13 protein-coding genes are annotated in these 12,412 nt (G+C 64.7%); 7 read left to right on the top strand and 6 right to left on the bottom strand.

From position 1 onward, the window contains the following. The first annotated feature begins 10 nt into the window (after window positions 1–10). Window positions 11–1,174, top strand: a complete 1,164-nt coding sequence (carA, locus tag BMI91_RS03955; RefSeq protein ID WP_078599538.1) for a glutamine-hydrolyzing carbamoyl-phosphate synthase small subunit — start codon at window positions 11–13, stop codon at window positions 1,172–1,174. Between the two features lie 214 nt (window positions 1,175–1,388). Next, window positions 1,389–3,365, top strand: a complete 1,977-nt coding sequence (locus BMI91_RS03960) for a glycosyltransferase family 2 protein (RefSeq protein ID WP_244176547.1) — start codon at window positions 1,389–1,391, stop codon at window positions 3,363–3,365. Here the strand turns inward: BMI91_RS03960 and BMI91_RS03965 are convergent, their stop codons facing one another. Continuing rightward, the gene (locus tag BMI91_RS03965) at window positions 3,366–4,019 is read right to left on the bottom strand and encodes a GntR family transcriptional regulator (protein ID WP_078519773.1); all 654 of its coding nucleotides are present in this window, start codon (window positions 4,017–4,019) and stop codon (window positions 3,366–3,368) included. It lies immediately after the preceding gene. Between the two features lie 96 nt (window positions 4,020–4,115). Between BMI91_RS03965 and BMI91_RS03970 the strand changes: the two genes are divergently transcribed. From BMI91_RS03970 to BMI91_RS03980, 3 genes are all read left to right on the top strand, one after another. Then, the gene (locus BMI91_RS03970) at window positions 4,116–4,817 is read left to right on the top strand and encodes a pyrimidine 5'-nucleotidase (protein WP_078604012.1); all 702 of its coding nucleotides are present in this window, start codon (window positions 4,116–4,118) and stop codon (window positions 4,815–4,817) included. A 114-nt stretch (window positions 4,818–4,931) separates the two neighbouring features. Further along, window positions 4,932–5,159 (top strand): hypothetical protein, encoded by a 228-nt coding sequence (locus tag BMI91_RS03975; protein WP_078604013.1) that lies wholly within the window; start codon window positions 4,932–4,934, stop codon window positions 5,157–5,159. Between the two features lie 205 nt (window positions 5,160–5,364). Continuing rightward, window positions 5,365–6,576 carry a UbiH/UbiF family hydroxylase gene (locus BMI91_RS03980; RefSeq protein WP_078604014.1) on the top strand — a complete coding sequence of 404 codons (1,212 nt, stop codon included), beginning with the start codon at window positions 5,365–5,367 and terminating at the stop codon, window positions 6,574–6,576. Here the strand turns inward: BMI91_RS03980 and BMI91_RS03985 are convergent. The 5 genes from BMI91_RS03985 to ppk2 form a co-directional block, all read right to left on the bottom strand. Further along, window positions 6,573–7,931 (bottom strand): MATE family efflux transporter, encoded by a 1,359-nt coding sequence (locus tag BMI91_RS03985; protein ID WP_078604015.1) that lies wholly within the window; start codon window positions 7,929–7,931, stop codon window positions 6,573–6,575. The two genes, BMI91_RS03980 and BMI91_RS03985, sit on opposite strands and share 4 nt — an antisense overlap. Window positions 7,932–8,031: 100 nt before the next feature. Then, entirely contained in the window at window positions 8,032–8,628 is a 597-nt protein-coding gene (locus tag BMI91_RS03990; RefSeq protein WP_078604016.1) for a cytochrome b/b6 domain-containing protein, read from the bottom strand. 6 nt (window positions 8,629–8,634) lie between these two features. Then, the gene (locus BMI91_RS03995; protein WP_078519779.1) at window positions 8,635–9,078 is read right to left on the bottom strand and encodes a c-type cytochrome; all 444 of its coding nucleotides are present in this window, start codon (window positions 9,076–9,078) and stop codon (window positions 8,635–8,637) included. Between the two features lie 262 nt (window positions 9,079–9,340). After that, a complete protein-coding gene (locus BMI91_RS04000; RefSeq protein ID WP_078569549.1) occupies window positions 9,341–9,943 on the bottom strand; it encodes an SAM-dependent methyltransferase in 603 nt (200 codons plus the stop codon). 92 nt (window positions 9,944–10,035) lie between these two features. Next, entirely contained in the window at window positions 10,036–11,049 is a 1,014-nt protein-coding gene (gene ppk2, locus BMI91_RS04005) for a polyphosphate kinase 2 (RefSeq protein ID WP_078599545.1), read from the bottom strand. A gap of 139 nt (window positions 11,050–11,188) precedes the next feature. Between ppk2 and BMI91_RS04010 the strand changes: the two genes are divergently transcribed. Next, window positions 11,189–11,848: a glutathione S-transferase family protein gene (locus tag BMI91_RS04010; protein ID WP_078519782.1), complete on the top strand. Its 660-nt coding sequence runs from the start codon at window positions 11,189–11,191 to the stop codon at window positions 11,846–11,848. A gap of 219 nt (window positions 11,849–12,067) precedes the next feature. Next, window positions 12,068–12,403, top strand: a complete 336-nt coding sequence (locus BMI91_RS04015; RefSeq protein ID WP_146673461.1) for a hypothetical protein — start codon at window positions 12,068–12,070, stop codon at window positions 12,401–12,403. Window positions 12,404–12,412: the final 9 nt, after the last annotated feature.

A 12,412-nucleotide genomic window follows, 5' to 3' on the forward strand; every position in this document is an offset into this window, starting at 1 on the left:
GAGTCGCGCCATGCCTGCAAGCCAGTCCGCATCGGAAAAGCCCACTGCGTTGATCGCGCTCGCTGATGGATCGCTGTTTTACGGGAAGGGTTTCGGCCGCCCGGGCGAGACAGTGGCCGAACTGGTCTTCAACACCTCGATGACCGGCTATCAGGAAATCATGACCGACCCCTCCTATGCGGGTCAGGTGGTGACCTTCACCTTCCCCCATATCGGCAACACCGGCGTGAACCCGGAAGATGACGAGACGAACGATCCCGTCGCCGCTGGCATGGTGGTGAAGTGGGACCCGACCGAGCCGTCGAACTGGCGCGCAGCCGAGACGCTGGTCGAGTGGCTCGAAAAGCGCGGCCGGATCGGCATCGGCGGCATCGACACCCGCCGCCTCACCCGCGCGATCCGCCAGCAAGGCGCGCCGCATGTCGCGCTCGCCTACAACCCCGATGGCGTCTTCGACATCGAGGCGCTGGTGCGCAAGGCGCGTGAATGGTCCGGGCTCGAAGGGCTCGACCTCGCGAAGGACGTGACCTGCGCGCAAAGCTACCGCTGGGACGAGATGCGGTGGGCCTGGCCCGAGGGTTACAAGAAAGCCGAAGGCAACGATCTGAAAGTGGTCGCCATCGACTACGGCGCAAAGCGCAATATCCTGCGTTGCCTCGCTTCGGCTGGCTGCGACGTGACCGTGCTGCCCGCCACCGCGACCACCGAGGACGTGCTCGCGCTTGAGCCCGATGGGGTCTTCCTGTCGAACGGCCCGGGCGATCCGGCGGCCACCGGGGAATATGCCGTGCCGATGATCAAGGGCATTCTGGAAACCGAGCTGCCGGTCTTCGGCATCTGCCTCGGCCACCAGATGCTGGCGCTCGCGCTTGGCGCGAAGACGATCAAGATGAACCACGGTCACCACGGGGCGAACCACCCGGTGAAGGACCTGACCACCGGTAAGGTCGAGATCACCTCGATGAACCACGGCTTCGCGGTCGACAGTCAGACCCTGCCCAAGGGTGTCTCCGAGACCCACGTGTCGCTCTTCGACGGCTCGAACTGCGGGATCGCCATATCCGATCGCCCGGTCTTCTCGGTGCAATATCATCCCGAGGCGAGCCCGGGCCCGCAGGACAGCTATTACCTGTTCGAGCGCTTCGCGACCGCGATGCGCGCGCGCAAGGCGTAAGCTGCACTCCGACCAATCGCTCGCCGTGATGCCTAACCGGCCCCGGCGGGCGTTAACACCATGTTAACCAAGCGTTCGCATTCTGCCCTGCGGGACAGATGCGAGGATTGGCATGGGCGGCGCGCGGCGACAGCTTCTCGAAATACCGGCGGCGATAGCAGAACCAGCGGAAAGCGCGCAGCGCGCTTCACCGGCGAATTCGTCTGGCGCGCTGGTGCGATCCAAGCGTGATCCGCTGGGCAAGCCCGACCGCAAACCCAGCCGTGCCGACCGACCGCCCTTGGGGCAAATCCTGCTGGACCGAGGTGCGATCGACCCGGGCAATCTGCTCAAGGCCGCAGCGCTGCGGCAACGCGAGGATGTGCGGCTGGGCGACATTCTTTTGGCCAATGGCTGGGTGCGCGAGGCCGATCTGCTAGCGGCCTTGGCCGAGCAATGGCACGCCTCGGTCGTCGATCTGCAGGCCTCTCCTCCGGATCCACGCCTGATCGACGCTGTCGGGGCGGAACTGTGCCTGAGGCATGCGATGGTGCCGTGGCGGCGCGTGGGCGGCGTGACCCTCATCGCGACCGCACGGCCCGAGGATTTCGAAGCGCTGCGCGACGCCCTGCCCGCGCGCCACGCGCCCTACAGGCTGGTGCTGGCGCCGGAACGCTGCATCCATGACAGCTTGTTGGCCCGCCGCCAGACCGCCCTGATCCGCCGCGCCGAGATCAAGGTCGACCCGGCCGAGAGCTGCCGTGACCATAACGAAAAGCGTGCAAGCCGGATTGCGGCGGGGTTTCTCGTGGTGACGGGTCTCGGCCTGTGGCTCGCACCTTCTCTCCTGATCGGCATTCTCTTCGCATGGGTGATGCTCACGCTCGTAGGCTCCATAGCGCTCAAACTGGCCGCTTTCGCGAGCGAACTCACCGCCCGCCGCCGTCCCGCCCCTGACCCGTGCGACCGTAGCGCGCCAAGGGGACGGCTCCCGATCATCTCGATGATGGTCCCGCTCTTTCGCGAGACGGACATCGCCGCACGACTGGTCGAACGGCTCGGCAAGCTGCGCTATCCGCGCGAATTGCTCGACGTGATCCTCGTCGTCGAGCAGACCGACGCAATGACTCTGGCAGCCCTATCCGGCGCCGATCTGCCGCGCTGGATGCGGGTGGTCACGGTGCCGGACGGGCCGATCAAGACCAAGCCGCGCGCGCTCAACTACGCGCTGAACTTCTGCCGCGGATCGGTGATCGGGATCTGGGATGCCGAGGACGCGCCCGAACCGGATCAGCTGCAGATCGCCGCCCAACGCTTCCTCGCGGCCCCACCCGAGACCGCCTGCCTGCAAGGCATCCTCGACTATTACAATCCGCGCACCAACTGGCTCGCACGCTGTTTCACCGTGGAATATGCGACATGGTTCCGGATGTTCCTGCCGGGGCTCGCGCGGCTCGGTTTCGTCGTGCCTCTGGGCGGCACGACCCTGTTCTTCCGCCGCGACGCGCTGGAGAAGCTGGGCGGCTGGGACGCCCATAACGTGACCGAAGATGCCGATCTCGGCGTGCGCCTCGCGCGACACGGCTACCGCACCGAATTGATCCCGGCGGTTACCTACGAGGAAGCCAACTGCCGCGCTGTGCCCTGGGTCAAACAACGCTCACGCTGGCTCAAGGGCTATGCGATGACCTGGGCGGTCCATATGCGCGATCCCGTGCAGCTCTGGCGCGATCTCGGAACGAAACGCTTCATCGGGGTGCAAATCCTGATCCTCGGATCGCTCTCGCAATATGTTCTGGCCCCGGTACTGTGGAGCTTCTGGCTCGCGCTGTTCGGGGTCTGGCATCCGATCGCGAGCGCCCTGCCCGGCCCCGCCTTCGCGCTTGTCATGGGCACCTTCATCCTGTCGGAGCTGATCGCGATCACGACCTCGGCCTGGGCCTGCCGCAGCGCGGAGCATCGCCATCTGATCAAATGGGTGCCGACGCTGCATCTCTATTACCCGCTGGGGGCGCTGGCAGGCTGGAAGGCGCTGTATGAGTTGGTCGCGCGGCCCTTCTACTGGGACAAGACGAGCCACGGCATTTTCGATGCCCATAGCAGCACAGCGCCGGACAGCGCGCAGCACAGGCTTCTCGAGGAAGTCGCAGCCGCACAGGCCGGGGCAAAGCCCGGACCGCAGCGTCTGGCGCGTGCGCCGCTTATCGGCTGATCAGAGCGCCTCGGCCCAGTGGCCCGCCGTGCCGTGATGCGCAGCGTCGAGCGTGAGGCGCGTCTCGAAGGCGCGCGAGATATGGGCGCGCAGTGCCGAGGCAGCCGCATCGCCATTGCCTTCGCGGATCGCATCGACAATCGCCTGATGCTCGTCGAGCGCAGCCTCGCCCCGGCCCTTCACCGCAAGCGAGGTCGTCGCGAGAAGCGCCATCGAGCGGTGCACGAGGTCGAGCTGCTGGACAAGGTAACGATTATGCGAGGCGAGGTGAATTTGGTGGTGGAACCGGCGATTGGCCCGGCTCAACGCCTCGGGATCGTCCAGTTGCCCGCGATCCTCGTCGATCATGTTCTGCAGCACGCGGACCTCTTCGGGCGCCGCATGTTTCGCCGCCAGCTGCGCGGCCAGCGCCTCCAGTTCGGCGCGCACGATATAGAGCTCCGCCAGCTGGTTGTGATCGAGCGAGGCCACGATCAGCGACCGCCCGTCGCGGGCCAGCATTTGCTGGGTTTCCAGCCGTTGCAGCGCCTCGCGTACCGGGGTGCGTGACACTCCGAACCGCTCCGCCAATTCGGATTCGACCAAACGGTCCCCGGGGCGGTAAACGCCTTCGTCGATGGCGTCGAGTATGAGAGTGTAGGCGTCTTTTTGCATGCAACCTGCTTTCGCGTTCTGCCAGAGATTAGGCGCGGGCCGCCCCCGGTGACAAGCAGATTGCACCTGCGCGCCCCGCGACCTAGCTTGCAGCCCATGACAGACAGCTCCGCGCCTGCCCCCGCCTCCGCCACCCCTGCCGACCGCGATCTCGCTGCCGATTTCGCGCATGTCGACGCCTGGGTGTTCGATCTCGACAACACGCTCTACCCGCCAGAGGCGCGTCTCTTCGACCAGATCGAAGTGAAGATGACCGATTTCGTGATGCGCTCGCTGGGCGTCGATCGCGCGCGGGCCGACCATCTGCGCAACCACTATTGGCAGCTTTACGGCACCACGCTGGCGGGTCTGATGCACGAGCACGACGTGGATCCTGCCCCCTATCTGCACGAGGTGCACGAGATCTCGCTCGACCATCTGGTGGTGGATGAGGCACTGCGCGCAGGCATCGAAGCCCTGCCGGGGCGCAAGATCGTCTATACGAACGGCTCGGCCCCCTATGCGACGCGGGTGATCGCGGCGCGCGGGCTGACGGGGCTGTTCGACGGGATCTATGGCGTCGAACATGCCGAGTTTCACCCCAAGCCCCGCGCCGAAGCTTTCGACCGGGTCTTCGCGCAGGCCGGGATCGCGCCCGACCGCGGTGCGATGTTCGAAGACGACGCCCGCAACCTGCGCCATCCCCATGCGATCGGGATGAAGACCGTGCATGTCGCCCCTGCCCCCGCGCCGGAGGATCACATCCACTATCACACAGCCGATCTCGCCGGGTTCCTGCGCAAAATCACGCGCGCATGAAGGGAAAGTGACGGCGCTGCGACAATATGGCACGGCTTCGCATCTTTATCGAAACGAGATGCATCTTTAAATCACGGTGGCCTGTCAGGGAGACAGCAAACGGGAGAATCGATTATGACCATGACGACCGCCGATTCCGGCGTTTCGGCCTATGTGGCCGATCATTCCGAAACCGAGCACAAGCAGATTTCGCCGGCTTTCATGTTCACCCTCGCGCTTGTCGTCGTGGCTCTGGCCGCGGGCATGGTCGCGATCATGGGCCTTGGCGGCCTGATCCTCTGGGCCGTGGGCGCCACCTGGATCATGCTCGGCCTCATCGTGGTGATGACCGCAGGCGGCTGACGTCGCATTAGAAGAATTCTCGCCCTTGGCGAACACGGCCCGGATCCGCGCGATCCGGGCTGTTTCTTTTTTGCGCCCCGCGTTGCGGGACCTGCACACCCCCGACTTGCGTTTCGCTGTGTCGCCGCGTCGCATCCCGGCGGCGGATCATTGCACCTGCCCGCGCCGGAGGGCAAAGTGGCACGGACATTGACGGAGGCGCCCCATGGCCGAGACCCGCACACCCATCGACACCGATATCCTGATTTCCGGCGGCGGCGTCGCCGGTTTGACCGCAGCCGCGGCCTTCGGGCAGGCGGGCTTCACCACGATCTGCGTCGACCCCACGCAGCCGGTCACCGAAGAGGCGGCAGAGGGCGCGGATATGCGCTCGACTGCGTTCCTGCGCCCGTCGCGCGAGGTGCTGCAGGCGGCGGGTATCTGGGATCGGCTCCTGCCCTATGCCGCGCCGCTGCAGATCATGCGGATCGTGGATGCGGGCGGCGAAAGCCCGACCGCGCGCCTGACCCGCGATTTCGACGCGGCCGATCTGTCCGACGAGCCCTTCGGCTGGAATTTCCCGAACTGGCTGCTGCGCCGCGAGCTGGTGGCCGCGCTGGCCGATAACCCGCTCGTCGATTTCCGCCCCGGCGTCGCGACGACCGGCCTCGTGACCCGCGAAAGCGGTGCCGAGGTGACGCTCTCCGACGGCACCCATGTGCGCGCCCGTCTCGTGATCGGGGCCGATGGCCGCAATTCCTTCGTGCGCGAAGCGGCGGGGCTTGGCGTCAAGACGATCCGCTATGGCCAGAAGGCGCTGGCCTTCGCGGTCACCCACCCGATCCCGCATGACAATGTCTCGACCGAGATCCACCGCTCGGGCGGTCCGTTCACGCTGGTGCCGCTGCCTGATCGTGACGGCAAGCCCTCTTCCGCGATCGTCTGGATGGAACGCGCCGCCGAGGCCGAACGCCTCGCCACGCTGCCCACGGAAGAATTCGAAGCGGCGATCATGGAACGCTCGACCGGGCTTCTCGGGCCGCTGAAGCTGGAGACCCGCCGCGCGGTCTGGCCGATGATGACGCAGATCGCGGATCGGTTCTCGGGCCAGCGCGTGGCCCTGATCGCCGAGGCTGCGCATGTCATTCCGCCGATCGGCGCGCAGGGGCTGAACATGAGCCTCGCCGACCTCGCCTGCCTTCTGAAGCTGGCCGAGGAAGACCCGGTGCATCTGGGCGAGGCGAAGATGCTCGACGCCTATCACCGCCGCCGCTGGCCGGAGGTGAAGGCGCGCGAAGTGGGGATCGATCTGCTCAACCGCGCTTCGATGGTGGAATCTCAGCCGCTGCGCGACCTGCGCGCAGGCGTTCTGGGCGCGCTCTATTCGCTCGGACCGGTGCGCAAGACGCTGATGAAGGCGGGGCTCGGCGTGCGTTAAGCGACTGACTGGCGCGGCTGCAACCACGGCCCGCGCCAGAACCGCCGCATCATCATCGCCCCTGCCGAAGCGAGGCCAAGCACGAGGCCGAGCCAAAGCCCGACGCCGCCGAAATCGAGCGTGAAGGCGAGAAAGTAGCTCGCCGGGATACCGATCAGCCAATAGCTCGCCACCGCCATCCACATCGGCACGCGCGTGTCCTGCACGCCGCGCAATAGGCCCAGCGCCATCACCTGCATCAGGTCGAACAGCTGGAAGATCGCCGCGACCATCAGGAAACGCACGCCGTAAAGGACGATCTCCGGCGTGGCCGGATTGTCGGCATCGAGAAAGAGCCGCGTGAGCCAAGGACCGGCGAAGACGAAGACCGCCACCGTCAGCAGACCGAACCCCACGGAGAGCCCTGTCACCACCCGCGCCCCGTCACGCAAAAGGCGCGGGTCACGCTTCCCATGCGCCCGGCCCGCCCGCACGGTGGCGGCGTTCGACAGGCCGACATGCACCATGAAGGTGATCGAGGAGACCTGCAGCGCGATCCCGTGCGCGGCGAGTTCGATCGTGCCGATCCAGCCCATCATCAGCGCCGAGGCCTGAAACATCGAGCCTTCCGCCACCGAGGTCAGCCCCACCGGCAGGCCCATTTTCGCGACGATCCAGAACGCCTCCCAATCGGGTCGCCAGAAACGCTGGAACAGCCGGATATGGGTCAGGCCCGGCGCACGCGCGGCATAGATCGCTTGCGCGACCAAGTTCAGCACCATCGCGCTCAGCGAGGCGATGGCCGCGCCGCGCACGCCCAGTTCCGGCGCGCCCCAATTGCCGAAGATCAGGATCCAGTTGACGCCCGCGTTCAGCAGGACAGCCCCCAGCGTGATCCAGAGCAGCACCGCCGTTCGCTCCTGCGCGGACAGGTACGAGCGGATCACCATCATCGCGAGGCCGGGAGCGAGGGCGAAGCCGAGGATGCGCAGGTAATCCTGTGCGAGCGCCGCGATCTCGGGCTTCTGACCCAGCATCTCCAGCACCGCGCCGGAATTCCAGAAGACCGGCAGCATCGCGAGCCCGAACAGGATCGACAGCCAGATCCCCATTCGTGTGTCGCGCCGCGCCTGCACCTCGTCATCCGCGCCCAAGCTTGCCGAGACGCGCCCCATCACCGCCAGCGCGATCCCGTTGCCCAGCATGAAGATCGAGAAGAAATAGGAGGTACCCAGCACCAGCGCCGCCAGCGCCTCGACGCCATACCAGCCCACCATCACGGTATCAGTCACGTTGAGCAGCATCTGCGCGAGGTTGGAGCCGATCAGCGGCAGACCCAAAGTGAAGATCGCCCGCACGTGGCGGGCGAGAGGCATCGCTTGGTTTTGCGGCTGAGGCGGTGGCGCGCTCTGGGATGGGTCGGTGCTCGTCATGGGCGAGCGCTAGCCCCGCCCGACGCGGTGGTCAAGAGAGCGGTTACTCGCCTACTTCTTTCTTACCCGTGATCATCGGCTTCACGAGGTTCACACCCTTCCACGTCCGGTAATAGACGATGGCCGCGATATGGATTCCAACGACGATCAGCAGCAGGGTCGCCACGAATTCGTGGATTTTCGGCGCCCAGCTCGTGCTGATGCTCTCGGGCACGGAGCCCGCAAGGGGACCGACGTTGATGTAATCCTGCGGATCGGAGGTCAGCCCGGTCACGACCTGCACGATCAGCAGCGCGAGCATCACGAGAACCGACCAGCCGCCCAGCGGATTATGCCCGACATGGCCGGAGCTTTCCTTGGATGGCAGGTGGCGAAGATAATTCGCCACCTCCTTGGGTCCATAGAGGAAATGCGAGAACCGCGCCGTGCGCGACCCCACGAATCCCCAGATCAGACGCACCGCCAGCAGCCCCGCGATCGCGTAGCCGGCATAGAAATGCCATGTCATCTGGTTCGGCCCCCATTCCCCGAGACCCCAGGCGGCGGCAAAAGCCGCCACCAGAAGCCAGTGGAACAGACGCACGACAGGGTCCCAGACCGTGACGGTTTTCTTCGCGGGGGAGGCGGCGGTGTCTTTCATTCTGCGTTACTTCGAACGGAACTCGTCGTGGCAGCTCTTGCAGGTGCCGCCGAGCTTACCGACCGCCGGCTGCAGCGTCTCGAGGCTGCCTGCCGCATCGGGCATTTCCGCCGCGGCCTGATGGAGGGCATCCGCCTTTTCCATGAACAGATCCATGTTCGACCAGATTTCCGACTTCGCGTGGGTCTCCATCATGTCGTCGACCGAAGTGCCTTCGACGAAGAGCGGCGAGATGTCGACCTTCGCGAGCGCCGCGATGTTGTTGGCGGCGGTCTGTGCCTTGGCTGCGTCGAAGTCCATCTTGCCCTGCGCCATCGGCGCGAGCACGGCCATCTGGGCGCCGAGCAAATCGAAGAAACCTTGGCGCGCTTCGACAGCGTCTTTGGGCGACTGCGCGAAAGCGGCGCTGGCGGCGAGGGTGAAGGTCAGGGCGAGGAGAGGCTTACGCATGTGGAACTCCAATCTGCGATGGCAAGAAACGTACAGGTTTGAGGTTACACGCATTCGTGTCAATCCGAAGACACTCCTATGTGCGCAGGCACACATTTCCCCTACCGGGACGATAGGGAGGCACCGGGTCTTAGGCAGGTTCCGGCCTATTGCCGATCGAACGCGCAAATCGCCTAGAAATCGCACTTAAGTTGCGACGGAAAGTCAGGCACCCCGCGTATAAGCCGCGCGAAACCCTGACTTTATGCCGAAATCTGCGGAATCACCGCTCGGGTTTACGGGCGACGAAATCGATCAGCGCCGCGCGGCCTGAATGGCCCGCGCCCTCGTCGAGATCGGCATCGTAATCGGCCTGATGCAGCACCTCCCAGCGCGGGAAGGCATCGCGCAGGAGATCGAGATCGTAGAGCTGCTCCACGACCCCCGGTCCGCCCGTGCCGTAGCGCGGCTGGCGGCGCGCGAAACCGTGGATCAATGCGAGCCCGCCCGGTTTGAGCGCGGTCGCGATACCGTCGAAAATCTCCGCCCGAAAGGCAGTATCGGCGAATTGGATGAAACAGGCGAGAACGGCGTCATATTCCCCGCGCGGCCAATCGTAGCCACGCAGGTCGGCGTCGATCGTCTGCATCGACACGCCCCGCTCCTGCGCCAGTTCCGCGGCCTTGCGGCGCGCGTTTTCCGACGGCTCGAGGGCTGTGACCTGCACTCCGAGGCTGGCGAGATAGGTGCCGTTACGACCTTCGCCGTCAGCGATACTCAGAAGCCGCGCCCCCGGAGCGAGACGCCATGCCTGACGCGCCACGAAATCCGCCGGGGTCGTGCCATAGAGATACTCTTCTCCGGCGAATCTTTCGTTCCAGCCCATGCTCTCCTCCGGTTGTTACCTTTCACATGGAATGCAACCGGCGGAGGGACAAGCCCCACCGGTCACCGAAATCGCCATCGGCAATCACATGCTCAGGATTTGGTCACGCGGCGCTGATCGGGATGAAGAGATGCGCCAAGAATATGCTCGGACGAATGCACGACATGGCTCGCATGGCCCACGATCAGCGGATCGGGCGGCGTTGCGATCGTGGGATCCTTGTCGGGATAGTCCAGCGTCGACAGGAAATGCTTCATGCAGTTCAGCCGCGCGCGCTTCTTGTCGTTCGACTTCACGATGGTCCATGGCGCATCGGCGGTGTCGGTGTAGAAGAACATCGCCTCTTTCGCCTCGGTGTAATCGTCCCAGCGATCGAGGCTCGCCAGATCGATCGGCGACAGCTTCCAGCGCTTGAGCGGATCGGTTTCGCGCGATTGGAAGCGGCGGCGCTGCTCCTCGCGGGTGACCGAGAACCAGTACTTGTAAAGCCGAACCCCCGAGCGCACGAACATCCGCTCCAACTCCGGGGTCTGGCGCATGAATTCGAGGTAATCGTTGGGTTTGCAGAAGCCCATCACGCGCTCCACACCCGCGCGGTTATACCAGCTGCGATCATAGAAGGTCATCTCGCCCGCGGTCGGCAGATGCTCGACATAGCGTTGGAAATACCACTGACCGAGTTCCTCTTCCGAGGGCTTGTTGAGTGCGACGACCCGGGCAAAGCGCGGGTTGAGATGTTCGGTGAAGCGCTTGATCGTACCGCCCTTGCCCGCCGCATCGCGGCCCTCGAAAAGGATCACGAATTTCTCGCCGCTCTCCTGCGCCCATTTCTGGACCTTCAGCAGCTCCGCCTGAAGCTCCGCCTTTTCTTTCTCATAGGCGGCGCGCGCCATCTTGCGCTTGTAGGGGTATTTCCCGGTCTCGAAAGCCAGCCGCACCGCACTGGGATCGACGCGCGGGAAGCTCTTCGGGCCGGTCGCCTTCGGCTCTGGCGGGGTGATCGCGGGATGCGCCTCGGCGGGATCGATCGGCTTGACGACAGCCTCTGCCTTCCCGGCTGCGGCCTTGGCCGGTTTCGTCGCGTCGCTCATGAGCTGATCTTTCATGCGTATCCCTCCGTTGGCTGAACCTTGCGGAGCATCGCGCAATCCCGCGTGATGTGCCTTGATACGCATCAAAAACCCGTGTCTGCTGGGCCTCCGGCGGCAAAAACGCCACAAAATCGAGCGAAACGAAGGAACGGACATGATCACGATCTACGGCAACTATCATTCGCGGGCGAGCCGGGCGCTGTGGTTGCTCGAGGAGTTGGGCCTGCCGTTCCGTCTGCGCCGAGTCGTGCAGGCGAACCGTTTCAAGGATCCGCTCGCGCCGGAGGTTCCGCTCAACACCCGCTCGCCCGAATTTCGCAAGCTCTCGCCGATGGGCGCGATCCCGGTGCTGGAGGAAGACGGGCTTATCTTGACGGAGTCGCTCGCGATCAACCTGCATCTCGCACGCAAGGCGGGAGGGCCGCTCGCCCCTGCGCACGAGCGCGAACTGTCGCAAATGGAGCAATGGGCGCTCTTCGCCGCGACCTGGATCGAGACCGACGCGCTGGCGCTCAGCTTCGTCTATCGCCGCAAGGAGCAGGACACGCCCGAAGGCAAGGCCGAGATCGCGTCTCTCTGCTCGAAGCTCGCCCGGCCGCTGACCACGCTCGAGACCCATCTCGAGACGCATAGCCATATCGTGGGCGGCCGGTTCACCGTGACCGATCTCAATCTGGCCGAGGTTCTGCGCTACGGGCAGGACCACCCGGAGTTCCTCGCCCCCTACCCGCGCCTGCAAAGCTGGATCAAACTGTGCCAGAGCCGCAAAGCCTTCCGCGCGATGTGGGAGAAGCGCGAAGCCGAGGCGGTTTGATTCGGCGAACCTCGCGTCGCGCCTAATTCGAAAGGTGTATGCGAAGACGGCGCGGATACGCGCTCTGCTCAAGCGATGGGCAGGCGCTCAACCCAACTTCGCCTTTCAGTCAGGTCTCCCTGACCAAGTGGTCGGGTTTTCCGCAGCGGGGTGAATTCCTCTTAGCAATACAGCTTCCCTTACGTCATTTTGTCGGGGTGAAGAGGGTTCGAGGTAACCATGTCTGCTTTGCTTGGATACAGCCTGTGTTTGGGTGCGACGCTGATCGTGATCGCGGGAGATTTCGTTCTGAAATCCGCCGTTGATAAAGGTCACGCGCTGCATTCGCCGTCTGTCTTCCTAGGTTGCGTGCTTTACGCCGCTTCGGCAGCAGGTTGGTTTCTGGCCTTGCGGCATGTGTCGCTGGCACAAACGGGCGTGGCCTCGGCGCTTTTCACATTGATGGCTCTGGTTACGATGGGAGTCGTCCTGTTCGGTGAAAAACTCGCCTTGCGGGAAGTCTTCGGTATCGCGATGGCGGTGGGGTCGATGCTGCTCATGGCGCGCGTCGCGTAAGGGCCGGAC

This window comes from Thioclava sediminum (genome assembly GCF_002020355.1).
GTDB classification, from domain to species: Bacteria; Pseudomonadota; Alphaproteobacteria; order Rhodobacterales; family Rhodobacteraceae; genus Thioclava; species Thioclava sediminum.

Bases quoted from the DNA above. Each gene is read 5' to 3' on its own strand.
- BMI91_RS03980 (WP_078604014.1), top strand. From the start codon at position 5,365: ATGGCCGAGACCCGCACACCCATCGACACCGATATCCTGATTTCCGGC.
- BMI91_RS04010 (WP_078519782.1), top strand. From the start codon at position 11,189: ATGATCACGATCTACGGCAACTATCATTCGCGGGCGAGCCGGGCGCTG.
- ppk2 (WP_078599545.1), bottom strand. From the start codon at position 11,049: ATGAAAGATCAGCTCATGAGCGACGCGACGAAACCGGCCAAGGCCGCA.
- BMI91_RS03985 (WP_078604015.1), bottom strand. From the start codon at position 7,931: ATGCCTCTCGCCCGCCACGTGCGGGCGATCTTCACTTTGGGTCTGCCG.
- BMI91_RS03965 (WP_078519773.1), bottom strand. From the start codon at position 4,019: ATGCAAAAAGACGCCTACACTCTCATACTCGACGCCATCGACGAAGGC.
- BMI91_RS04000 (WP_078569549.1), bottom strand. From the start codon at position 9,943: ATGGGCTGGAACGAAAGATTCGCCGGAGAAGAGTATCTCTATGGCACG.
- BMI91_RS03995 (WP_078519779.1), bottom strand. From the start codon at position 9,078: ATGCGTAAGCCTCTCCTCGCCCTGACCTTCACCCTCGCCGCCAGCGCC.
- BMI91_RS04015 (WP_146673461.1), top strand. From the start codon at position 12,068: ATGTCTGCTTTGCTTGGATACAGCCTGTGTTTGGGTGCGACGCTGATC.
- carA (WP_078599538.1), top strand. From the start codon at position 11: ATGCCTGCAAGCCAGTCCGCATCGGAAAAGCCCACTGCGTTGATCGCG.
- BMI91_RS03990 (WP_078604016.1), bottom strand. From the start codon at position 8,628: ATGAAAGACACCGCCGCCTCCCCCGCGAAGAAAACCGTCACGGTCTGG.
- BMI91_RS03970 (WP_078604012.1), top strand. From the start codon at position 4,116: ATGACAGACAGCTCCGCGCCTGCCCCCGCCTCCGCCACCCCTGCCGAC.
- BMI91_RS03975 (WP_078604013.1), top strand. From the start codon at position 4,932: ATGACCATGACGACCGCCGATTCCGGCGTTTCGGCCTATGTGGCCGAT.